We start from the raw sequence: 22453 nt of genomic DNA on the forward strand, positions 1-22453 counted from the left end.
TGGTGAAATCCTCCACTAATTACGCCCTGAAATTTTCAAACCGGCATGAGCCGTGGAACCGGCGTTGCCAGGCCACACCTCGGGACGCAGGAAACTACACGAAGTGAGCGCCCGTGGGGGCTAGTCCACAATTCCAGCACTGCTCAAAGCCACCTTCAACGACTTCACCGCAGACGCACAGCCATCGCCGCTGCGGCATGTTCTGCAGGTTGTCGAGCAGCTCGCGCGCACGGGGTTCTTCTTCATGGTGGGTGAGCCAGACTTCGGGCTGGCACTGGTCCGGCGGGAGTTCCCCAGCGACGCTGCCCAGAAAATAGCGCTGCACGCTGGCGGCAATACCGGCCTGCTGCAACACGTCGACCCACAGCGCGGCAATGGCGATATTCGGGGCACGCGTCAGTCTGAGCATGCCGCCAGTGTAGCGAAATCACTATCAAATTCATAGCTGCTTGCGCTCGCCGTTTATGGGCTGCAAGCCCAAAAGGCTTAGCTTTTTGGCGTAGCGATCGGAGCGGGTGTCGCGTCTTTCTGCGCATCCTTGTCCCTGTTCTCAAGCGCGCGGTCAGCGTAGCGGCCAAACCGCCAGGCAGTTGCTTCCTGCGTGATGCGCCGCCAGGTACCGCGCTTCTCGGCAGGCGTCATCTCGGGCCAGTGCTGCACTTCGTCAAACGTGCGGCCGCAGCCCTTGCACAGGGCGTCCCCCTGGCTGGTTGAGCAAATGGCAATGCAGGGCGTGTCGGCGGTTGTGTCGTACCAGACCCGCCACGCCGCCAGCGCCTTGGGCGGAAAGCTTTTTTCGTCGGCCTCGTCCTCATGGTAGAAAACCAGGAGCGCGTAGACCTCGGCGAGCGCACGCAGCTCAGGGGCCAGCGTCACCCCGTCGGGCGAAGGCTTTTTGTCGCGCCAGTAGTTGATGGCGGCTTCAATATCGGTGATGTGGATGCCGGGCATGGAACGGTGGGTCTAAGAGGCTGCCGCTGAGCGGATGAAGCGAGCGCGAGTGAAAAGGCAACGCCGGGCCATTCATTATCGGCCAGACGGGCGGGCCGGACGTCTATGGGGGAAATGGGGGCATGTCCCCGCATCGCGCCGCTGCGCGGCAAGACCGGGTTGCAAAAAATCTTTTTTTATTGTCAAATACCCAGACGAAGGGGAGTAACTCCCTCGTTTTGCTGCAATATACGAAAACAGACACCACAGCAAAATCGCTAACAACAAGTCGTCATTACGAAGTTGACACTTCCGGCTTGTTGGGCATGCAGCGACACTGCATGTCGAGCCAGACCTTCGATTGAAACCTGAACAGGTTTGATCGAGGTATCTGCGGCGTCCACCGGCGCCGACCCCAGCCACCCATCACACCCGTTCCGGTTTCACGAAGCCGGGAATCCGTCGTGCGCCGTCACTCGGATTTCCAAGTCGAAACTTGACATGGAGTGTGAACGTGGAACTATTTACTGCCCCGTGGTGGTCCGCCCTGCTGGCGATCATCCTCATTGACCTGGTGCTCGCCGGCGACAACGCCATCGTGATCGCACTGGCCGCGCGCAACCTGCCATCCCACCTGCAGAAAAAAGCCATCGTCTGGGGTACGGTCGGCGCCATTGTGGTCCGCTCTGCCATGACGGTTGGCGTGGTGTGGCTGCTGAAAATTCCCGGCCTGATGCTGGTGGGCGGCCTGGGGCTGCTGTGGATTGCCTACAAGCTGCTGGCCGACCAGGGTGACAAGGAGCACGACGGCCCGGTTGCCCACACCTTTTGGGGCGCCATGAAAACCATCGTGGTGGCCGACGCCCTGATGGGCATCGACAACGTGCTGGGTGTGGCCGGCGCTGCGCACGGCTCGTTTGACCTCGTAGTCATCGGCCTGCTGGTCAGCATCCCGATCGTCGTGTTTGGCAGCACCATGGTGCTCAAGCTGGTGGAGCGTTTCCCCATCATCATCAATGTCGGCGCCGCTGTTCTGGCCTTTACCGCCGCGAAGATGATTGTGAGCGAACAGCTGCTCGACCCGATCTATGGCGGCCCGGGCACCATGCCTTCGGCTGAAACCCTGCACCTTGCCGCGCAGTGGGCAACCTACGCCCTCGCGGTGGCAGGCGTGCTGGGCGCGGGGTGGTGGGCCACGCGGCGCTCCCGGTCCGCGCAGGATGCCGACCTGATTCCACATTGAAACCAGCAACCCGTGGGGGGCGTATGCCCCTCTTTCAGCCAGCAAGCTTCTAAAACGACGACAACTCAAGGAGAACTTTATGGACAACATCATTGTGTACATTGACGACGCCGCATATGCCCTGCAGATGCTGCAACCCATGCTGCCGGCCGGCGAGGCCCACAGCCCCACTCGCTGGATCGTGGTCGGCTGCGCACCCCGCGTGACGCACCGCGTCAGCAAATGGGTGACACACAGTGCGCGCGAAAGCTGGCGCGGCAAGTGGGCCGAGAAAGTGTTCGGGCAGCTGACGCCCCTTCTTCAGAAAGAGGGCAACACCGTGTTGACCCAGCTGGCGCAGGCCACCCTGATCACCCAGACCGAGGGCCTCATCAAGCAGTATGGCGTTGCACGCGTGCTGGATGCCCGGCGCCCGAAATTCGGCCAGGACATGCAACCGGTCACGGCAACGCAGGCCCAGGAAAGTCACGGCATCCTGGGTTATGCCACGGCGCTGGCAGGTGCCGGGCTGCTGGTCGCAAGCGACTGACGGCTTTCACCTCGTGCTGGAATCCCGGGGAGGGTTACTTCCCCGGTCTGGTTCGCTGAAATCGGGCTGCGCTCTGGCTGAAAAAGCCTGTGCCGCCCGGGAATGCAGCTTCTGCTCGCCGGAGGGATGAGGGGCCGAATCGGGCAGGCCGGTGGTATTCTTTGCCCATGAAACTTATCCTCAAATGGCTTTTAAGCGCGGTGGCCTTGCTGGCCGTTGCTTATCTCTATCCCGGAGTCGTGGTGACGAGTTTCACCGGCGCTCTGATTGCCGCGGCGGTTCTGGGTGCGCTCAACATGCTGGTGCGCCCGATCCTGGTTCTGCTGACGCTGCCGGTGACGCTGGTGACGCTGGGCTTGTTCCTGTTTGTCATCAACGCGCTGATGTTCTGGGCCGCGGCCAGCCTGATCAGCAGCCTGAACGTCACGGGTTTTACTGCCGCGCTGATAGGCTCGCTGATTTATTCGGTGCTGCAGCTAGCGATCGATTTTGTCCTGGAGCGCCTGCTCTTTAACAAGTAGTTCCGTCTGGCGGGTTCGTGTGTCGATGATCGAACCCTCCACGTAATCTGCGCTGCCGGGGCTGCTGCGCATCAGGCCCTGCGCCGCCTTGAAGCGGTCCAGCGCTGCAGGGTAATCCAGCTGGGCAGCGCGGCTTTCCGCATCGGCGCGAATCGCCTGAACCTGCTTGTTTTGCTTGCCGTACGCGACCGCTAACAGCTGCCAGGCCATCGCATCCTTGGGATGCAGCGTCACCCAGCTTTGCAGCCGGCCCGAAACGTCCTGCGCACGGTTCGCGGCCATCAGCGACTGGGACTGCAGCAGCACCTCAGCGCGGGATGTCGCCCTGGAAATGTCGGCAGATGCTGCTGTCGGGGGAACCACGCCGGCCATCAGGTCAATTTCAACGGCCAGCAAATCCACTGTATTGGCGACATGTGGAACACCCGCGGCAAGCGGTTTCAACCGTTCCAGCAGGCTTTTCGCGATGGGGAAATCGCGCAGCCGGGCCGCCGCAAAAGCGCCACCATACAAGACTCCGGCATCACGCACATTGTCGGCCGTGGGAAGCGACTGCAATGCGGCTACCGGGCCAGTCTGGCGCTGGGCCTCCGCCACCATGGAGCGCAGCGCATCAACCCCCGGGGCGGCCAGGATGCGTGCCCGCGATGCCATCATGGCGTGCAACACACGGGCCCTGCCAGCCTCGGTTTCTTTTTCGCGCGAGGGTTTTGCCGCGTCCGTGGAAGACAGTTGCACACGTGCGCGCGCCTCGGCAATCCGCTCGGTCGTCAATGGATGGGACCTCAAATAGGGAAAGGCGCCGTTGTCGTTCAGGCGCGAGGCCTGCTGCAGCTTTTCGAACATGGCCGAAACACCGCGGCTTTCAAAACCCGCATCGGTCATGACCCCGAAACCCACGCGATCAGCCTCCCGCTCCATGTCCCTGGAAAAGTTGAGCTGGTTCTGCATCGCCACGGCCTGCCCGCCGACCACGGCGGCACTGCCGACATTGCTGCTCTTCCCGGCAGCCAGCACGCCAAGGATCATGGCGGCAATCATCCAGGGGGTCTGGCGTGATTGCTGCGTCAGCATGCGCGCAATATGCCGCTGGGTGACATGGCTGAGTTCATGGCCCATCACTGCGGCCATTTCATCGGCACTTCCCACCGCGGCCAGCAGGCCCAGGTGCACGCCAAAATAGCCGCCGGGCAATGCAAAAGCATTGATGCTGCGGTCCCGGATCAGGAAAACCTGCCAGGCAAACCGCTCTTCAAGTTCGGCATTGAGCTCTCCCCTGGCTTTTGCGGCGGCCACCAGCGGCAACCAGATGCTCTGAAGGTAATCGCCGAGCACCGGATCATCAATGTAGTCGGGGTCGCGGTAGATACTGACGGCGATACGGTCGCCAATACGGCGCTCTGCGGCCGCTGCCAGGTCGGAAGTTTCACCCAGCGATGGCAATGAACCCGTCGAGCCTCCGGCTGCACCAACGGGAGCCTGGGCCAGCGAGGAACCACCCAAAGCCATGAAAACAATGCAGGCCAGGGCAAGGCGGTTCACGGCTGGACGCTGCTTCATGGACACAGTTCGCCTAGAAGGAGTCAATGGGTACAAATGCAATTACCTCTGCCGTTTTGGTATCGATGAGGACAGTCCAGAAAGTCTTGCGTCCGATCATCGGGATATAACCAATATCGCTGATCTTGCGCCCCGATGCCAACGCTGATGCCAATGCGTTATCAATACTAACAACGTGCGCCGGAAAACGGGTTTTGAGTTCTGCAAGAGGCTTGGCCTGCTTCAGGACCTGGGGCTTGGCTGCTTCATAGCTTTGCCATAGATCGGGACGAGCACCCAGAGCTGCGCCATTGAGCGCGGCCATGGTCGCATCAAAGCTTTCCTTGGAGTCTTTGAACTCCCGCACTGACAACAGCGTAGGCCCGGTCAACGGCAGTTGCCGCAGGCCCTCGGGTGCAAGCGAAAGAAGCTGCGGCTCAATTTCAATGGCGTGAACGACACGAAACCGATCAGCTTCAAAAACCAGATGCACGGGACGGGCCACTGCGACCGTCCAGATTCCATAAGCAAGCGCAGCCAGCTGCAACAGCCCGATCACGCACAGGTCCAGGCGCAGCTCCTTGCGCGGCTTGGCGGTGTTGAATACAGCAAGGGTCATCAGCGGCCCCATGATCACATCCACCGTAATGACCAACAGGAAAAGCTCGCGCCCCCCCGATATTTCACGATAAGGATAGGGATACCAAACGATAAAAACCAGCAGCGCCGCGAACAAGGCTATTGCCAGGCTAATGCCTAGGTGAATACCGGAAGCCTGAAGCCGGCTCCTCCAAAACTCTGAATTCTTGAACATGGTCTTATGATGCTGGATACATGTAAAGGTTCTTGCTGCACGATGTCCGACTCACCACTCACCCATTTTGACGCTCAGGGCCAGGCCCATATGGTGGATGTATCCGGTAAAACTGCCACGCACCGTGTGGCCATCGCGCAGGGCCGTATAGTAATGAATTCCGCAACGCTGTCCATCATCCTCACCGGTAGCGCAAAAAAAGGGGATGTGCTGGGCATTGCTCGCGTCGCCGGGATCATGGCGGCCAAAAGAACCAGTGACCTGATACCGCTATGCCATCCCTTGGCTTTGACACGGGTAGCCATCAAATTCACCCCGGATGAGAAAAACACCTGCATTGCCTGTACCGCAACGGTAGAGACCGTTGGGCCAACAGGCGTCGAAATGGAAGCACTGACCGCGGTGCAAATTTCTCTCTTGACGATCTACGACATGTGCAAGGCCGTAGATCGAAGCATGGCCATCACCGACGTGCATGTGCTTGAGAAACACGGCGGCAAATCAGGCAGTTTCGTCCACGAACCCTTGTAGTACCGTGTTTATCTGGCTGCCGCCGCTCCCGTCGGTGGAGCCTGCCCCGGTATAGATTTGCTGTTTTGCCGCGCCCATTGTGCGTATTCCGCCGGGAAAGCAGCCCTGTAGCGCGCCAGATGCTCGACAGCCACATCATCAGCGCCGAGCATCACTGCACTTTCAATGAGCTTTTCGATGACTCGTGGCTCCGGCGAGTAGTGCAGCAATGCGCTCGCGGTATTGAATATCCATTGGGCATTTGCAGGAGTCAGCGGAGTGAGAGATATCTGGGCAAAGCGCACTTGATCGGCGAATAACCACGAGCCCTCAATTTGGGCAAGCGTGTCGCTGCGATAGGCGGCAGCTCGCTCATCTACAGGAAGATAGATCTGGCTTACGCGGCGATAGTCCCACGCAGCATAGACAACGCCTATTGCCAGGGCGCCCCCCAGCAAAGACATACTCATGGCTGATACACGGCCGATTAATACAGGTTTTTGGGGGGTCACCGCATTCGGGGCCGCATTCTCCCGCTTCCAGAGCATTGCGATGCAAAGGCAGAAAGCCATCTGAAATGGGCCATACCATAGCGGATACTCAAGCATGCTGTGGAGCAGAATCACAAGAAGGACTGTCCATGCGAGCTGACGCGTCGGTTGAGTCTCGCGCCATGGTGCGCGGCGAATTGTCCAGTATGTAAAGGCACCGCAAACGAACAGCGAGGCGGGAAGCCCAAGCTCAACAGCGAGCTGCAACGGTAAATTGTGGGCGTTGTCGAGTATTTGGCAGAACCGCGGGCCGTTATAGAGCGTGATGTAGTGCGCGTAGTCCAGCTCACCCCATCCCCAGCCAAACCACGGTTTCTGGGCAATCAGGTTCCACACGTTCGACCAAAGCGTCCAGCGGCTAACACACAGCTCATCTCCTGCCAGAAATCGGGCCGCCGCCCCATACAGCGACGGGTCGAGTCCGGCCAGCCACGGGAGGAAGAGTATGCCCAGTACGTACACGACCACTGCCATCCCCAGCAGCCAGCGGGCAGGAGACGCTCGCAGCGCACCCCAATACCACCACAATCCAGCTACAAAGAATAGTTGAACCATACCCGTACGGGAAGAGGAGGCGGCATTTCCCAGCGCAAGTACCCCAACACAAAAGACAGGTACCAGTAGCCGCAAGTAATCGGCCTTCACAGCGAGGGCATGACGCCCGGTATCCTTCACCATCCACCAGATCACCGCAGCCATGGCGATATTGGTAAGGGTGGCAAATTGATTACGCTGGCGCAAGTTCGCGAACGCCTCACCCAAACCGGCTTTGGCCACCCAGGGAGCGAAGGCATCGGCATGGCCAGAGTATTGCAGCAAGGCAAAAACGCTGCTGATCGTTCCCGCCAGAATCCAGGCGCAGGAAACCGGGGCGCTCCAATAGCGATCAAACGGAGCGTTGCCTGCCGCTTTGTCGATACCCGGCAAGATGACTTGAAGAAGAATCAAGCCAGCGACGGCCGCGAGGCTTGTCAGCAACGGAACAACATTGGGCGACGGGCCCGGAGCGAACGGATGCAGCCAAGGCAACAGAACTAGCAAGGTGACAGGCACCGTCCACGTATCAGCGGAGAATTTCATTCTTTTGGGGTGCATCCACACCGTGCGAGAGTATCAGCAACAAGCCCGGTACTTGGCGATGCCGCAAGTGTATGAGCTTACGGCTCGTACGTTTTCCGACGAGCCGTCAACTGCAATATGGTGGGCGCCCTATTTTCCGGCTGCGGCTGCATTGCTGTTGGCTGGCGGAGCTGGAAACGGGATTTTTGACAGTTGTGGCCATTTTGTCCTGGAGAGGTCTGCCCATGCTTCCTGGGCGTCCACACACGTCTTGGGTGGATGCAAACTGCAGAGAAGCCGCAAGGCCTGGACTGCATCGCCGTCGGCACCATTCAGGCCAGCCGCGGTGGCATAGCCAAAAAGTGCGGAAGAGTACCCGTATCGCACCGACACCTGACGCATCCAGCGGAGTTGCTCTGCCGTCATGTTTGGGCTGGCCTCCGTACGCGTAAAGCGAAGCAGCGCCTCAAGCTGGGTCAGCAAAAATGCACGGGGAGGAACGTGCACTGCCCCTATGCCGATGCGGCGACCTTCAAATTGCATGGCTTGCCAGTCCTCTTCGAATGCCGGATATTCTTTCGATATCAAGATAAAAAGCAGGACTGTGATGGCAGTGACAGCGGGCACAAACGATCGCAGCAAAAGGCTTCCGCGGGGGATTTTCCACAAGCCCAAAAATGCGCCAGGCTTCGCACTTAAAGCCCCCATGCAAAACCCTACGGGCAACAGGAAATAGGCGTAATACAGAGGGAGCTCAACCATGGCGTGGCTGAATACGAAACCCGTGCCGAGCAATAGACACCAGGACAGGGAATCACAAACAATGCGGTATTGCCACAAAAACCAAATAATGATCAGTAAGGTAGCCGCCAGCCCAATTGGCAGGCCGTTCCACAACACCAAGTCAAGAAAAAGATTATGGGCGCTCTCAAAGAATGTGTAGGTGGGAGGATAAGAAAGTGCCGTGGCTTGCTGGGCCCCTACTATCTGCTCCCAACCGTAACCCTGCCATGGCGCCAAGGAAATCGCTTCCATCATTGATTGCCAATAGATGGTTCTAATTCCGGGGGTCAAGCGGTTGACAACAGTTCTTGCATCGTTCCCAAGCAACAGCCATTCATTGATCGCAGGCCATGCGAACACAACGGTGAAATAGAAGACCCCGACCACGGTAATTGCGCCCCCGCTGATCCGCAGCTGGCATCGCTTACGCAACGGGACATATAAAACAAGGAGCCAAGCCCATGCCAACAAGACAGAGCGGGAGCCCGTCATGACAAGCCCCAACACCAGCAAAAGGACCGCACCCATTGCCGCCTTGACATTTATTTTTCTTGCTTCGAATAGAAACAACAGCCCAGTCAGGCCGAGCAGCAATAGCGTGGCGAAATGATTCGGCTGTGCCAGATTAGCGTAGATTCGTGCGCCAGGCTCAAGGTCGATCACAAAGAGCGCAAGCTTGCCCAGATCCAGCCATTGGTGAAACGCGATGCCCATGGACACAATTGCCGCCATCGAAATGGCGAGCCACAGGCCCGTAACGCGCGTGAGATCAACCGGATGGTCATCATGAGGCTTCACATAGCGGGAGCCCGTGAAAACGGCGAGTCCGAAACCCAAGAGGTACAAAAATGCCATCACCGCATCGCCTCCGAACGCCACCAACCCAAAGCAGAGCTGCACTATAGGCACTATCGCCAGAACCCAGGCAGCGCACGACAGTAGCGGCACACTTGGCACGCGATAGATTGCAGCCCACAAGGTTAGTGGCAGGAATGCCAAAGCCATCGTCCACTCCTGATGAGCGGTAAGCCATGGAGAATAGTGGTTAGGCAATAAATACGCGAGAAATACCAGCACTGACAACCACGTGAAGGCTCTCTGCCGCACCCAGGTTTGCGAGATCAACTTGTAGACTCCATTGATATTTTTAGTATCACGCCAAAATAAAAGCGGCGCGTCGAATGACGCGCCGCTTTACATGCAATACCGAGCTGCCGCCTTACGCGGCAACGCAGCAATTAGCCCCTGCAAGAACCAGGCAGGTATTTGGAAGGTGTTCCACCCGTGCTGGTAGGACCACAAACCCATTTGAAGATGGTTGCACCGACATCGGTGTTGGTAAGTGCGGTGGCGGAATCCTTGAAAGGAACCAGCTGGATCGAGGTGCTGGCGGCATCTTTCAGGTCAGTCGCATTTTGCGTGAGGACGGTGATTACACCGGTATTGGTGGTGGTGATGTTGTAAACGTACTTTGTGGGAGCGCTTGGGGCTGTAGGGCTGCTGGCGTTCTTTTCACAGCCCCAGTTATTGGCAGCAGGCAGAACTGTACTGGCAGAAGACTGCACAGTTTCAGTGATGCTGGTACGGCACTGTGATGCAGCCAAAATCACTTCAGACACTTTTGCGCGAATGGTGTAGTCCTGGTACGCAGGCAGAGCCACCGCAGCCAGGATACCGATAATCGCCACAACGATCATCAGTTCGATCAGGGTAAAACCCTTTTGGATTGAACGCTTCATAAAAACTCCTTGGTTAAAAAAACTAGCTTAGGGTTAGAGCAGTTTTTGTGCCACGTAAAAGAGCCTTGTTTTTCGTGATTTTTGGACCGTAATAAGCGGCCAGCTTACTTTTTTGACCCTTACTCCTAAATTCAATGACATTTTCGTCATTTGATGAAGGTGGATCGGACCATCTTCAAATCCGTCATACCCATGAGCGCCTTTTCCATCCCATCTATCCAGAGCGTCCGCATGCCGCTGTTGACAGCGCTTGAAAGCAGCTCCGCCATACGGGCCCGCTCCTGAATCAATTTTTTGGCAGCGTCATCTGCAGTCATCAGCTCATACAACCAACGCGGCCCTTGTAGCCAGCTTTATTGCATTTGTCGCAACCGATCGCGCTATACAAGGTGAGTTTTTCGTCTTTCCCCGTGGCGCTCCATCGAGTCCTCATACCGCTTTTTGTGACTCCCCACCAGGACCGGCTTTCCGGGCTTCGCTATTGCGCAACTCTTCAGAGTCCTTGTGAAACCCCAGCCAACGCAGTAAGGGCCTGCTACCGCACCAAAGTTTCCGAAATCAAGTGATGAACTCCATTGGCATCCTCATCCTCATCTTCATATCCAAAAACAAAAACGGCGCATCGAATGACGCGCCGCTTTACATGCAATACCGAGCTGCCGCCTTAGGCAGCAACGCAGCAATTAGCCCCTGCAAGAACCAGGCAGGTATTTGGAAGGTGTTCCACCCGAGGCGGTAGGACCACAAACCCATTTGAAGATGGTTGCACCGACATCGGTGTTGGTAAGTACCGCAGAGGAAGTCTTGAAAGGAACCAGCTGGATCGAGGTGCTGGCGGCATCTTTCAGGTCAGCCGCATTTTGCGTTTGGACGGTGATTACACCGGCATTGGTGGTGGTGATGTTGTAAACGTACTTTGTGGGAGCGCTTGGGGCTGTAGGGCTGCTGGCGTTCTTTTCGCAGCCCCAGTTATTGGCAGCAGGCAGAACCGTACTGGCGGAAGATTGCACAGTTTCAGTGATGCTGGTACGGCACTGTGATGCAGCCAAAATCACTTCAGACACTTTTGCACGAATGGTGTAGTCCTGGTACGCAGGCAGAGCCACCGCAGCCAGGATACCGATAATCGCCACAACGATCATCAGTTCGATCAGGGTAAAACCCTTTTGGATTGAGCGTGTCATAAATTCCCCTAGTTAAGAACAGTCACATCAATTTAAACGTTTTTAGTAATTTAAACAGTTATGGCAGTTCTTATGCCAATATCAAAAGATCTCCTTTTTCAGGATATGGGGACTTTCAAAATCCAAAGTTTTACCTTTTTGGCTTATCTGCCCAAATTCAATGACATTTTCGTCACTTGATGCAGACAGATCGGACCATCTTGAGATCCGTCAGGCCCATGAGCACTTTTTCCATGCCGTCCATCTTGAGCGTGCGCATGCCGCTGTTGACTGCGCTTGCAAATAGCTCCGCCACGCGTGCCCGTTCCTGGATCAGTTTTTTGGCCGCATCATCCGCAATCATCAGCTCATGCAGACCCACGCGGCCCTTGTAGCCGGTTTTATTGCATTTGTCACAGCCAACCGCTCGATACAAGGTTAGCTTGTCGTCTTTGCCGTATCGTTCCATCCATTCTTCATAAAGCTTTTGTGACTCGCCACCGGGATCGGCTTTCCAGGCTTCGGTATTGCGCAGTTCTTCCGAGTATTCCTTGATGAAATCCTTGATTTCCTGCGCACTCGGTTGATAGGCTTCTTTGCAGTCACAGAGTTTTTTGGCCAGGCGCTGGGCCAGAATGCCCAACAGTGCATCAGCAAAATTAAAAGGATCCATGCCCATGTCCAACAAGCGCGTGATGGATTCAGGGGCGGAGTTGGTGTGCAGCGTCGAGAAAACCATGTGACCCGTCAGTGAGGCTTCCACCCCCATGGCCACGGTTTCCTTGTCCCGAGACTCACCGACCATGATGATGTCGGGATCGGCCCGCAAGAATGCGCGCATGACCAGCGCGAAGTCGATGCCCGCTTTCCGGTTGATTTGCACTTGGCGCAAACCCTTCTGGGTAATTTCCACGGGGTCTTCGGCGGTCCAGATTTTGGTATCCGGCGTGTTGAGAAATTTCAGGATGGAATGCAGCGTCGTGGTCTTGCCGGAGCCCGTGGGGCCACATACGTAGAAAAGTCCATAGGGTTTAGAAACGGTCTTTTCCAGTCGCTCTTTGTTGTGCGCCGTCAGGCCGAGTTTTTCAAGTGGAATCGGTTCACCCGCAGCCAAAATCCGCATCACCACGTCTTCCACGCCACCGGCAGAGGGAATCGTGGCCACACGCAATTCGATGTCGAGTGGGCCGTATTTTTTGAACTTGATCTTCCCGTCTTGCGGTTTGCGCTTTTCAGAGATATCAAGATCGCACATGATCTTGAGCCGCGTGACCATGGCCTGGCGAAACTGCGCCGGCACTTCGATGTAGGGCTGCAAGGTACCGTCAATGCGAAACCGGATACCGGTTTTGGCTTTTCCGGGCATGGGCTCGATATGAATGTCCGACACCTTCTGGTTATACGCGTCGATGATGACCTTGTTGACAAATTTGACCAATTCATTGTCGGCCGCCGCAGACTCCAGGGAAGAGTCATCACCAGACTCGCTGTCCAGTGGCGAGTCCATATCTGCGAGCAGCTGATCGATAGAGCTGCCTTCTGCAGCTGCCCCAAACAGCTGCCCCAGCGTTTCTTCAAATTCCGTCTGGGTGGTCACCCGGTACGAGAATTTGGAGACACGGGGAAATACCTGCGGAACTACGCGTGCACCCCGCACAGCTTCCGGATCCACACACATGATCACCAGGCCGTCCGTGGTTTCCTCCAGCGGGATCCAGCCCTGTTGTTCAATAAAATCCCGTTTCAATGCTCCGTGCAGCATTTCCGAGCGAATCCGCCCGGCGTTGAATGGTTCGTAGGCAACGCCGAAGAATTTGGCGAGCGACGCACCGATCTGAGTAGGCCGAATGTGGAAGCTGGCCATCAGCATATGCTCAACCGACTTGCCCTCTTCTCGAGCCTGGAGGATGCATTGCTGCAACTCTTCCTGAGACAACACACCCTCGGTCACAAGACCGTCGTACTTGGTGGCTTTGCGCCTTTGGCTGTCCCCCGCTCTTTGCATGCGCTGACGTATGGCAATGCCCAAAGTCTTGCATAGCTGCAGTGCGCCGTCTTCCTCAAGCTTTCCAAAAGGCTGATCGCTTCGGTTGTTGATCACCTGCAGAACGCCGTACAACGTATCTCCGTCCATGACGGGAGCCACCAGCATCTGCTTGGTTCTGTACCCGGATCGCTTGTCGACTGCCTGGAGAAAGCTCAATGCGGGATGAATTTTCTTCAGTGCCTCCTCATCGTAGACGTCCGCAATATTCACCATCTGGCGAGCCATCGCAACATATCCCGCAATGCTCTGCGCACTAACCGGAAGTTTCAGGTCGCGGCTGGTATTGAGCCCCGTCTTGACCTTGGAAACAATGGAACTGCGGTCTTCGTTGACTGCATAAAGTGTTAACCGGTCCGCATTAAAAAGCTTGCAGATGTCCTGGCTGGCTTCGAGCATGATTTGCTCGACATTTTCCGTTTCGTGAATCCGGTTGGTAACCAGCTGAAGCTGCCGAAAATACAAGGCCTCAAAAGTAACGCCGCGCTCCTGGGGAGGCAGCATTTGCGAGTCAAAAAACTCGTCCTCGGGGTCACGTTGCAATACGGCGCTCATAGCTCAAACTCCTGGCCCGCCCTCAACCAGCGGATGTCATGCGATACATTTGGGCCAAACGGGCGGGTTTGGTCAAAACGCTGTATCTCGGCCATGATCAGGTCGGTCTCGGCCGGTTTGGTATGGGTAATGTAGATGGGATAACTGTGTCCTCGCTCGATGCAATCGAGCTCGTTTGCAAGCGCATGAGGAGAAAGATGAAGGCTCCGCTTGGCAAGGTCGCGCTCGCGATTGCTGAAAGCCGTTTCGATGACCAGCATGGCGACCCTTATCTGATTAATGCGGGCCCACAGAGCCGGGTTCTGCTCTGTGTCGCCCGTGAACACCCAGTACCCCTTGCCCGTGGCCACCGCATAGCCTGCAGCCGGAACGGTATGCACGGCAGGTAGCACCTCGATTTGCTTACCCGCCAATAATAAGGTTTGCCCGATTTCCAGTGGATGGAAACTGACAAATGGGGCCTCTGGGCTGGGAATGCGGGAAAAATCGGGCCAAATGGTGTTGTTGAAAATATGCGTTTTCAGTGCGTCAATCGTGCCCTGCAGCGCATGAATCTGGATAGGTGTTGTTCGCCGGGCGGCAATGGCGTCCACCATCAACGGCAGGGCGGCCACGTGATCGAGGTGCGAATGCGTCAAAAGAACATGGTCAACGCCAGCCATTTCGTCAAGCGTGAGATCTCCCACCCCCGTACCGGCATCAACCAACAAATCATGGTCAAGCAAGAAAGACGTGGTTCGGCAGTCTTTGGCAATGGCTCCCGAACAGCCGAGTACACGTACTTTCATGAGATTTTCCAGTTGACCTTGACTTGGAGGATTGTGCTATTTGGTTTCAAAATTGGTTGCGCCATCCCATTCCGGATCAAAAGGCAACAGCCTCATGGAGGCTACACGCTCCGCATACAGCCGGTAAAGGAACTTTTTGCCATTTATCCGATGTAAATTAAGCAATTGCACATCGCATTGATCCCAATCCTGCGCGCGGTAAGCTTTTAACGCCATTCCCCAGGTTTTCAGCTCATCCGTAATGTCCTTATCGATCCGGTCTATCGGCGCCAACGGCCAGAAAATGGAAACCGCCTGATCTTTGCCTTTCACGCGAACCTTGTCGAGTTCCTGCCACGCGAAATCGTTCGCCTGCTTTCGCGTGGACTCGCTGATTACGATATCCACCCCGTAAGTCTTTGACAGGCCTTCCAGGCGCGAACCCAGATTCACCGAATCGCCGATCACGGTGTAGCTGCGGCGGATATCCGAACCCATGTCACCCACGCACATCGTGCCTGTGTTGACACCTATGCCTATACCAATCTCGGGTAAACCCTTGATTTTGTGTTCCTCGTTGATTTTCCTGACTGCATTCGACATCTCAAGTGCCGTTTTGACTGCAAGACCTGCATGGTCCGGCGTATCGACAGGGGCCCCCCAAAAAGCCATCACGCAGTCACCCATGTATTTGTCTATGGTGCCGCGATTGCCGCGAATCAAGTCTGTCAACCGGCTGAAAACACTGTTTAGCAAAGCCTGTAGTTGGGTAGGCTCCATCGACTCCGACATTTTGGTGAACCCGCGCATGTCGCAAAACATGACCGTCAGCTCTTTGGTGGTCGCCTTCATGCTGTAGCTGTCGGGATCTTTCACCATCTCGTCAACCAGTTCGGGGGGTACATAGGTGCCGAACAGATGAGCCAACTCCCGCTTGGATCGGCTTTCCACGAAGTATCCATAACTCATGTTCAACGCAAACGCGGTCAAAGCCATAACCAGCGCACTGGCCAGCGGCAGCACAAGACCGTAACCGGAGTAAAGCCAGAAATTCAAGCCGGCTATCGTGGCAATCACCGCCAGGCTGACAAGCACCGCACGGGAGGCTGAAAGCAGCGGCAGTGCAAAAGCCAGCGTCAACCCCGAAAAAAGCAGGATGACTACCTCGAATCCGACGGCATAGTCGGGCTTGACGAATACCTTCCCGTCAAGGAAACCGGAAATCACATTGGCATGCGTTTCCACCCCAGGATAGGTTTCCCCCACCGGAGTTACTCTCAAATCGAGCAGGCCGGGCGCTGTGGTGCCAACCAGAATGATCTTGTCCTTGAGCGTTCCAGGCGCAAGGCGCTTGGCCAGGACATCCGCCGCGGAGATATACCGGAACGAGCCGCCGTTCGCACCACCATTACCCCTGAAGGGCACCAAAGTAGCGACGCGATCATCGACCGGAATCGCCAGTGTTTTGTTGCCTTGCTTGAGCAGAATGCTTTCCAGCCCCTGGTAGTTCCGGGTCAGGAATTTTTCCTGCGGGAACCCAGGCTCGACCTTGGGCAAACCCGCCAGCATGCGAAACATGGCGAGCGCCAATGATTCGTAGTACTGCCCTTTGAACTCCGCCAGCAGGGGAATGGAGCGCACCACGCCATCGCCCTCGGTGATGGAGTTAAAGAAGCCCCCCAAAGGGGCCGCTTTGGCCAGCAACTCTATGTTGGCTCCATATCCGTTCCAGCTGGTGAATTTGATAGGACGGCCACCGAGCGCATCGCTGCCCATAACCGGCGGCGGCAAAACGCCATTGACCCGACCATCTCTGTCGCTGGTGAAGTAATACCCCATCACGACAGGGCGTTTTTCGATCGCTTTCGCGAAAATCGCGTCGTAATCCAGGCTGGTCTGCAGCTGGCTCAGTTTTTCCGGGAAGCCCGGTTGATCTTTCAGCTCCGCCTGGGCAAGCTGCTTTAGCCGCTTTAGGCCCGAGCTTTCGTCGGCCTCGGCAAATACGACGTCAAACCCCAGCAGTGCCGTTTTTTGACGATCCTGCAGCTCTTCGACCAGCTCCGCCAATCTGTTACGGCCCCAGGGCCAGCGCCCAACCTCCGCAAGGCTTTTTTCATCGATGTCAACGATAACAATGCGCTCGTCCAGCGTATGCGGCATGGTCGCGCGAAGACGTGCATCGTAGATGATGTCGTCCAGCCTTTGCAGAACGCCAATGCGTGCGACCCCACTGGCATGCATCAATGCAAACACCAGCGGAATCAGCGTGACGGCGATACGAGGCCAGTGCCGGGAGAGGAGTCTCATGCGACCTCGTTTGAAGGATGCTTGCGGTCCGCGTGATGCGAGACCGCTCAACACCAATGTCAGTGTTGGACGAACTGCATTTGCGTTCCGGCCAGCTCAAGCATGTCCCCATTTTTCAGGACAACCGGCTCTGCACCGATGGGGGCTCCGTTAAGCGTCGGCTTGCCAGTGCCCTCAACATGAGCAACGACAAAACCCTGTGGCCTCTTGGTAATGGCGGCAACTGCTACCCCGGGCTTTCCGATGGTTGTGACTACCTTCACCAATGCCACTTCACGGCCGGCCGCTGCGCCCGACATCACTTTGATAGCCGCTGTGAGGCCTGTACCGGCTTCAGTCGATGCCGCCGGCGAACCTGTCGGCGGCGGGGGCACAAGACCGGCAGAGCCGGCTTTGATAATCATGGTCTTCTCAAAGCCTGCGGGTGCAGCTTCGTTGACATACTTGATTTTGTACTTGCCGATTTCAACGGTATCGCTGTTCTGCAGCAGCAGCTTTTTAACGGCCTTCCCGTTGACATAGGTGCCATTGGTGCTGTTGAGATCTTCCAGATAGACCTCGTTGCCGGTCATTTGCAAAACGGCGTGCTCCCCACTGACAGCTAGGTTGTCGATGACGATGTCGTTGTAAGGCCTACGCCCCAAGGAAGTCCGGTCTTTCGTCAACTGGACTTCCTTGATCACAACGCCGTCAATAGAGACGATCATTTTCGGCATGGCCGACTCCTGTCTGTTTGTAATATTTCAGTCATCGTTATTTTCCCAGCATTCTGGACAAAAGGCCGCGCTTGGTCGAGTCTTCTTTCGCATATGCCAGCAGTACGGAAATATTATCGCGTCCACCAGCCTCATTCGCCGCAGCAATCAGCTGCCTTGCTTTTTGTTCCAGGGTCCCTGCGCCTGTAAGGATAGCCGCAATACCCGGATCCGCAACCATGTCCGAGAGCCCATCCGAACACATCAGATAAAGGTCTCCTGCGTCCACACGATGCTCATTGACCTCAACCAGCACCGTATCCTCGACTCCCAAGGCGCGTGTGACCAGATTCTTGTTCAGGGAAGTCAGCGCCTGCTCGGGAGTTATCAGCCCGGCGTCAATCTGTTCTTGCAGCAGCGAGTGGTCTTTGGTGATTTGCTGCAGCTCCTGGCCGCGCAGGCGATAACAACGGGAATCGCCAATATGCCCCAGCATTAGTCGCCCGTCCTGGAACACCCCTACCACCAGCGTGGTACCCATTCCCGCGTACTGGGGGTTGGAGTTTGCCGCGTTGAAGATCGAATGATTGGCATTTTCCACGCAGATTTCCAGAGCCCGGCGCACTTCCTTGGCATTGGCATGTCTGCCCGCCTGGGAAAGCCAGCGGCCCATTTCCGACTTGATGAAAGCGGCAGCCATGCCGCTTGCAATTTCGCCTGCGTTATAGCCGCCCATTCCGTCCGCCAGGATGCAAAGCCGCGTTACAGCGTCAAAAGCAACCGCATCCTCGTTGTTGTCCCTCGTCAACCCCGGGTCGGTATGTGTACAAATCTCGTAGTTCATCTTGTTCGTGTGATCACTGGGTGTCGGTATCGGCAGCAGGTGCTTTGGAAACCACGGTTTTCTCAAACGTCTGCGTGCCGTCGACATTCACGGCCTGGGTCGCATCATAGGTCCTCGGGCCGGCAGCCGGCGTAGCCGCTGATTGCACGACTGTGGCGTCAAATTGGGCTGCTGGCGCAACCTGTTGAGGGGCAAACGACGGAGCCGGTGCAGTACCTTCCATTGCGGCAATGACAGCGCGCAGGTCTGCCGCCAATCGATCACCGTCCTGATACCGCAACTCCGGCTTCTTGGCCAGAGACAGCGCAACAACCTCGGCAAGTCGCGCCGGCAGCTCTTTACGGATGATACGGATATCGGGGGCTTCTTCGTTCGCGATCTTGTACATCAGTTCGGCCATGGAATCGCCCCGGAACGGCAACACCCCAGCCAGCATCTGAAATAGCATGACGCCCAGCGAGTACAAGTCCGAGCGCCCGTCGACTTTTTTACCGGCAATCTGCTCCGGCGACATGAAGCTGGGCGTCCCCAGTACAAGACCGGTCTTTGTTTTGCTTGAATCCGTAATACGGGCGATGCCGAAGTCGGTCACCTTCACCGTATCGCTTTCGATTTCATACATGATGTTGGCCGGTTTGATGTCCCGGTGCACCACGTTCTGCTTGTGCGCGTAAGCCAGTGCTTCAGCCACCCGTGCCACGATGGACAGGACCTTCGGAACCGGCAGCAAATGGCCGTCCTTGGTGACATCGGCCAGGTCCTTGCCCTTCAGAAACTCCATGGCAATGAATGCCAGGTCGTGCTCTTCACCTGCATCAAAAATCGTGACGATGTTCTGGTGCTGCAGCCGGCCAGCGGTCTCGGCTTCCCTGAAGAAGCGCTCCCGCGCATCGTCAAGCTCCTCGCCCTCGAATTCCTGGCTCAAGGCCATGGTCTTGATGGCGACGACACGACCGATTTTTGGGTCCTTGCCTAGGTACACCACGCCCATGGCGCCCTTGCCCAATTCCTTTTCAACCTGATAGCGACCCAACATGGGCTTTTCAACACCCCCGCCGTCAAGGAGCATGGTCCCGCCCGGGTGCGCACCGCCACCGCCCAAAATGACCGTTTCCGACAGGTTTTTGGCCCGATTGAGCTTGGACTGCAGGTCTTTGTGGTTCTTGTTGTAGGTGGCCATGTACTCGTACACGGCCTGAGCCTTGTTGAACTGGCGCTTGCGCTCGAAATCCAGCGCCAGGTTGTTCATGTTGTCCATCAGCGCATCGGTGAAGGGCACGCGGCGAAAGCGGTCAAACGCCATGTCGAGCTGGCCTTGACCTTGCAGCGCCAGACCCATCATGCGATTGGTCTCTGCCGATTCCTCGTCGGACTTGAGTTTGCCGGCCTCGGTCATGAGGAAGCGCTTGGTGGTCAGTGCCAGATGGCCGATCACCAGAAGGGCCGCGGGAAAGACAAGTTTGAGCCAGGTCGCGGCGGCTGAGAGCAGGCCGAACTCAACCACCAGCAACACCACGAATAACAGCAGCGTGATGATCGCGGCCTTGCCGGCCGACAGCCGTGGCAGTCCGGCAACCAGATAAGCCACAACCACCAGCAGCACACCCAGAGTAGCCCAGACGCCCCAGCCGGGCTGCACGATGAAATGCTCACTCAGGATACTGGACGTAATATGCGCAATGGTTTCTGCCGGCGAGAGCCCCGGGCCCGCCGGCGTCGGGAACTGGGTACCGACCCCCGCGGCGGTGGCGCCGATGATCACGATCTTGTCGGCATATTTGGCAGCCGGAATCTTGCCGGAAATCACGTCATAGAACGAATCAACGGCAAAGGCTGGCCGACCGTCCTTGCCCTTGTAAAACTGTGGAAGCATCAAGGCTGATTCGTCGGTTTTGACCATCAGCTTGCCGATCTGCACAGACTCACCCACATTGAGTTTGATGTCGGCAGGCCCCAGGTTCAGGCTCCTGGCCGCGGCGAGCAGGCTCATGGAAGGCACGGCCTTGCCGTAATAGTTGATCAGCAGGGGCTCCTGCCGCACCGCACCGTCCACATCCTGCACCTGGTTGAGGTGAGCGATGCCCGCCGCCGCCGTACCAATCAGCTCAATGGGCTGCTGACCGCGGATGGCCGGTAGGGAAAACCCATTAAGCTCGTCTACAGCACTCTTCAGTGCGTAAGCCGGGAGCGGATTGTCCGGACGCCCTTGCGGCACTCCCAGCGAAAAAACCGAAGGTACCAAGACATTGCCGGCCTTGGTCATGCTGGCCGCGAGCTTGGCGTCAGTGTCCAGGGCTATTTCAGCCTCGGCGATGACTTTGCCCAATTGTTCAGGCAGACCACCGGTTGGAGCGGCCGCCGGATCGGCTACCGGACCAAGGGCCTCCTTGATTTTGCGGATGAACACCAAGCCTCTATCGGTTTGCGGTTCAAAAAAGAACGCTGTATGCGCAATGGTTTTGGCCTTGGCGGCCGAAAGCTGGTCAATCAGCTGCGCATGCACGTCGCGCGGCCAGGGCCAGCGGCCTATGTTGGCGATGCTTTGGTCGTCGATCGCAATGATGGCTATGCGGTCTGAGGGCTGCCGCGAAGTGCTGGTGCTGGCAAAGTCATAGTAGCGACGCTCAAGTGTGCCGAAAAAATCTGTCAGGCCATGCAGAAAAAGGACGGCCAGCACCACCAGAACGCCCACAAACCAGTCGGCCCGCCAGAACTGACTCAATTTCCTAGATGTTTTGGCCACTTCCCGTCCCTTGTCCTGATTCGCTATGCATAGCCCCAGCCATTTTTGTAATTGCTTTGTACTACCGGTTCTCCGGCTGCAAATTTCGTGCGCCGGATACCGCCCGCCAACTGTTTCGGCAGGTTACAAGTCTCCTGATAATGGACATTAACAGACGAGGTGCGGCTGGACAAGCGACTTCTGCACCGCAACCGTACCGACTGTTGCAAATAAGTGGTTTTCTGGTATGCGCGGCGCGCATCCGGTCCGCAGCAGGTGGCGAACGCCAAGAAACGGCCCTAACCGCCGGGAGCGCTGCGGCGGCTGGACCGGCACGCCGGTTCAGGCCGAAGGCGCCTTTGCCTGCTGCCGTTTGGTCAGGTAAGTGCCCAGTGCCACCACAAGCACGGCACCCACAATCCCACCGGCAGTCACCGTATGGTCGCTAACGGCACCAAAATAGCTCACTACCGCAGGATCCGTCAGCAGCATCTCACCCGCCAGGAAGCCCAAAAGGGCTGCGCCGATGGTAATGATGATGGGGAAGCGCTCCATTACCTTGGTCAACAAGGTGGCGCCGAAAATAATCAGTGGGATGCTCACCAGAAGACCCAGTACCAGCAACGGGAGGTTGCCCTTGGCGGCTGCTGCCACTGCCAGAACGTTATCCAGGCTCATTACCAGATCGGCAATCAGGATAGTGCGAATCGCAGCCATCATGCCGTTGATTTCGTGGCCTTCGCCATCTTCATCTTCTTCGCCTTTAAGCAGGTCCACGCCAATGTAGACCAGCAGAACGGCGCCGATCATCTTCAGGTACGGCAAGCTCAACAGCTGAATGGCTACGATGGTCAGCACGATCCGCATCACGATCGCGGCAGCACTTCCCCAGAAGATCGCCTTGCCGCGCTGCTCGGGTTTGAGTGTGCGCGCAGCCATGGCAATTACCACGGCGTTATCGCCAGACAGCACGATGTTGGCAAGAAGGATGGAGCCGAAAGCACTCCAGAAAAGGGGGGACGCGAGGTCCAGTCCGAAAAACATGGCAGCTCCTGTTATGAATTAAAAAAGCGCCGGGAAGCGCTTTTTTGTTTTGGAGAGTCTAAGCCGCAATAGGCCAATCCCGATTGGTATTACT

Annotated in this window: 19 protein-coding genes; 4 read left to right on the forward strand and 15 right to left on the reverse strand. The window is 56.8% G+C overall.

Going from position 1 to position 22453, the window contains the following annotated elements:
* Positions 1–94: 94 nt before the first annotated feature.
* Entirely contained in the window at positions 95–409 is a 315-nt protein-coding gene (locus AC1D11_RS18030; RefSeq protein WP_477649039.1) for a DUF2007 domain-containing protein, read from the reverse strand.
* A gap of 77 nt (positions 410–486) precedes the next feature.
* On the reverse strand, positions 487–951 hold the full coding sequence (locus tag AC1D11_RS18035) for a DUF3717 domain-containing protein (RefSeq protein ID WP_477649040.1): 465 nt from the start codon (positions 949–951) through the stop codon (positions 487–489).
* 493 nt (positions 952–1444) lie between these two features.
* Between AC1D11_RS18035 and AC1D11_RS18040 the strand changes: the two genes are divergently transcribed.
* The 3 genes from AC1D11_RS18040 (at position 1445) to AC1D11_RS18050 (ending at position 3223) form a co-directional block, all read left to right on the forward strand.
* Complete coding sequence (locus tag AC1D11_RS18040; RefSeq protein WP_477649041.1) at positions 1445–2173, forward strand: TerC family protein; 729 nt, start codon at positions 1445–1447, stop codon at positions 2171–2173.
* A 79-nt stretch (positions 2174–2252) separates the two neighbouring features.
* Positions 2253–2702: a hypothetical protein gene (locus tag AC1D11_RS18045; RefSeq protein ID WP_477649042.1), complete on the forward strand. Its 450-nt coding sequence runs from the start codon at positions 2253–2255 to the stop codon at positions 2700–2702.
* Between the two features lie 167 nt (positions 2703–2869).
* Positions 2870–3223 carry a phage holin family protein gene (locus AC1D11_RS18050; RefSeq protein ID WP_477649043.1) on the forward strand — a complete coding sequence of 118 codons (354 nt, stop codon included), beginning with the start codon at positions 2870–2872 and terminating at the stop codon, positions 3221–3223.
* On the opposite strand, the gene AC1D11_RS18055 is transcribed toward AC1D11_RS18050, so the two are convergent.
* The gene (locus AC1D11_RS18055) at positions 3179–4732 is read right to left on the reverse strand and encodes a M48 family metallopeptidase (RefSeq protein WP_477649048.1); all 1554 of its coding nucleotides are present in this window, start codon (positions 4730–4732) and stop codon (positions 3179–3181) included. The two genes, AC1D11_RS18050 and AC1D11_RS18055, sit on opposite strands and share 45 nt — an antisense overlap.
* A 64-nt stretch (positions 4733–4796) precedes the next feature.
* A complete protein-coding gene (tfpZ, locus tag AC1D11_RS18060; protein WP_477649044.1) occupies positions 4797–5576 on the reverse strand; it encodes a TfpX/TfpZ family type IV pilin accessory protein in 780 nt (259 codons plus the stop codon).
* Positions 5577–5582: 6 nt separating this feature from the next.
* Here tfpZ and moaC point away from each other — a divergent pair, with 6 nt between their 5' ends.
* Positions 5583–6107: a cyclic pyranopterin monophosphate synthase MoaC gene (gene moaC / locus AC1D11_RS18065; RefSeq protein ID WP_477649045.1), complete on the forward strand. Its 525-nt coding sequence runs from the start codon at positions 5583–5585 to the stop codon at positions 6105–6107.
* A gap of 8 nt (positions 6108–6115) precedes the next feature.
* On the opposite strand, the gene AC1D11_RS18070 is transcribed toward moaC, so the two are convergent.
* From AC1D11_RS18070 to AC1D11_RS18120, 11 genes are all read right to left on the reverse strand, one after another.
* Positions 6116–7717, reverse strand: coding sequence for a PglL family O-oligosaccharyltransferase (locus AC1D11_RS18070; protein WP_477649046.1), 1602 nt, complete (start codon positions 7715–7717; stop codon positions 6116–6118).
* Positions 7718–7846: 129 nt separating this feature from the next.
* A complete protein-coding gene (locus tag AC1D11_RS18075; RefSeq protein WP_477649047.1) occupies positions 7847–9484 on the reverse strand; it encodes a PglL family O-oligosaccharyltransferase in 1638 nt (545 codons plus the stop codon).
* A 233-nt stretch (positions 9485–9717) separates the two neighbouring features.
* Positions 9718–10218, reverse strand: a complete 501-nt coding sequence (locus tag AC1D11_RS18080) for a pilin (RefSeq protein WP_477651199.1) — start codon at positions 10216–10218, stop codon at positions 9718–9720.
* Positions 10219–10901: 683 nt separating this feature from the next.
* Complete coding sequence (locus AC1D11_RS18085) at positions 10902–11402, reverse strand: pilin (protein ID WP_477651200.1); 501 nt, start codon at positions 11400–11402, stop codon at positions 10902–10904.
* Positions 11403–11574: 172 nt separating this feature from the next.
* Entirely contained in the window at positions 11575–13980 is a 2406-nt protein-coding gene (locus AC1D11_RS18090) for a GspE/PulE family protein (RefSeq protein WP_477650590.1), read from the reverse strand.
* Positions 13977–14768 carry a 3',5'-cyclic-nucleotide phosphodiesterase gene (locus AC1D11_RS18095; protein WP_477651201.1) on the reverse strand — a complete coding sequence of 264 codons (792 nt, stop codon included), beginning with the start codon at positions 14766–14768 and terminating at the stop codon, positions 13977–13979. Before AC1D11_RS18095 ends, AC1D11_RS18090 begins: the two co-directional genes overlap by 4 nt.
* A 36-nt stretch (positions 14769–14804) precedes the next feature.
* Positions 14805–17054: a CHASE2 domain-containing protein gene (locus AC1D11_RS18100; protein ID WP_477650488.1), complete on the reverse strand. Its 2250-nt coding sequence runs from the start codon at positions 17052–17054 to the stop codon at positions 14805–14807.
* A 59-nt stretch (positions 17055–17113) separates the two neighbouring features.
* Positions 17114–17770, reverse strand: a complete 657-nt coding sequence (locus tag AC1D11_RS18105) for an FHA domain-containing protein (RefSeq protein WP_477651202.1) — start codon at positions 17768–17770, stop codon at positions 17114–17116.
* Between the two features lie 37 nt (positions 17771–17807).
* Positions 17808–18593 carry a Stp1/IreP family PP2C-type Ser/Thr phosphatase gene (locus tag AC1D11_RS18110; RefSeq protein WP_477650671.1) on the reverse strand — a complete coding sequence of 262 codons (786 nt, stop codon included), beginning with the start codon at positions 18591–18593 and terminating at the stop codon, positions 17808–17810.
* Positions 18594–18606: 13 nt separating this feature from the next.
* Positions 18607–21315 carry a CHASE2 domain-containing serine/threonine-protein kinase gene (locus tag AC1D11_RS18115; RefSeq protein WP_477651203.1) on the reverse strand — a complete coding sequence of 903 codons (2709 nt, stop codon included), beginning with the start codon at positions 21313–21315 and terminating at the stop codon, positions 18607–18609.
* 342 nt (positions 21316–21657) lie between these two features.
* Positions 21658–22359, reverse strand: a complete 702-nt coding sequence (locus AC1D11_RS18120; RefSeq protein ID WP_477650131.1) for a TerC family protein — start codon at positions 22357–22359, stop codon at positions 21658–21660.
* Positions 22360–22453: the final 94 nt, after the last annotated feature.

Source organism: Polaromonas sp. P1_E11, from assembly GCF_056405995.1.

Bases quoted from the DNA above. Each gene is read 5' to 3' on its own strand.
- AC1D11_RS18030 (WP_477649039.1), bottom strand. From the start codon at position 409: ATGCTCAGACTGACGCGTGCCCCGAATATCGCCATTGCCGCGCTGTGG.
- AC1D11_RS18035 (WP_477649040.1), bottom strand. From the start codon at position 951: ATGCCCGGCATCCACATCACCGATATTGAAGCCGCCATCAACTACTGG.
- AC1D11_RS18045 (WP_477649042.1), top strand. From the start codon at position 2,253: ATGGACAACATCATTGTGTACATTGACGACGCCGCATATGCCCTGCAG.
- AC1D11_RS18050 (WP_477649043.1), top strand. From the start codon at position 2,870: ATGAAACTTATCCTCAAATGGCTTTTAAGCGCGGTGGCCTTGCTGGCC.
- AC1D11_RS18055 (WP_477649048.1), bottom strand. From the start codon at position 4,732: ATGGCTTTGGGTGGTTCCTCGCTGGCCCAGGCTCCCGTTGGTGCAGCC.
- tfpZ (WP_477649044.1), bottom strand. From the start codon at position 5,576: ATGTTCAAGAATTCAGAGTTTTGGAGGAGCCGGCTTCAGGCTTCCGGT.
- moaC (WP_477649045.1), top strand. From the start codon at position 5,583: ATGATGCTGGATACATGTAAAGGTTCTTGCTGCACGATGTCCGACTCA.
- AC1D11_RS18070 (WP_477649046.1), bottom strand. From the start codon at position 7,717: ATGAAATTCTCCGCTGATACGTGGACGGTGCCTGTCACCTTGCTAGTT.
- AC1D11_RS18075 (WP_477649047.1), bottom strand. From the start codon at position 9,484: ATGGCTTTGGCATTCCTGCCACTAACCTTGTGGGCTGCAATCTATCGC.
- AC1D11_RS18080 (WP_477651199.1), bottom strand. From the start codon at position 10,218: ATGAAGCGTTCAATCCAAAAGGGTTTTACCCTGATCGAACTGATGATC.
- AC1D11_RS18085 (WP_477651200.1), bottom strand. From the start codon at position 11,402: ATGACACGCTCAATCCAAAAGGGTTTTACCCTGATCGAACTGATGATC.
- AC1D11_RS18090 (WP_477650590.1), bottom strand. From the start codon at position 13,980: ATGAGCGCCGTATTGCAACGTGACCCCGAGGACGAGTTTTTTGACTCG.
- AC1D11_RS18095 (WP_477651201.1), bottom strand. From the start codon at position 14,768: ATGAAAGTACGTGTACTCGGCTGTTCGGGAGCCATTGCCAAAGACTGC.
- AC1D11_RS18100 (WP_477650488.1), bottom strand. From the start codon at position 17,054: ATGAGACTCCTCTCCCGGCACTGGCCTCGTATCGCCGTCACGCTGATT.
- AC1D11_RS18105 (WP_477651202.1), bottom strand. From the start codon at position 17,770: ATGCCGAAAATGATCGTCTCTATTGACGGCGTTGTGATCAAGGAAGTC.
- AC1D11_RS18110 (WP_477650671.1), bottom strand. From the start codon at position 18,593: ATGAACTACGAGATTTGTACACATACCGACCCGGGGTTGACGAGGGAC.
- AC1D11_RS18120 (WP_477650131.1), bottom strand. From the start codon at position 22,359: ATGTTTTTCGGACTGGACCTCGCGTCCCCCCTTTTCTGGAGTGCTTTC.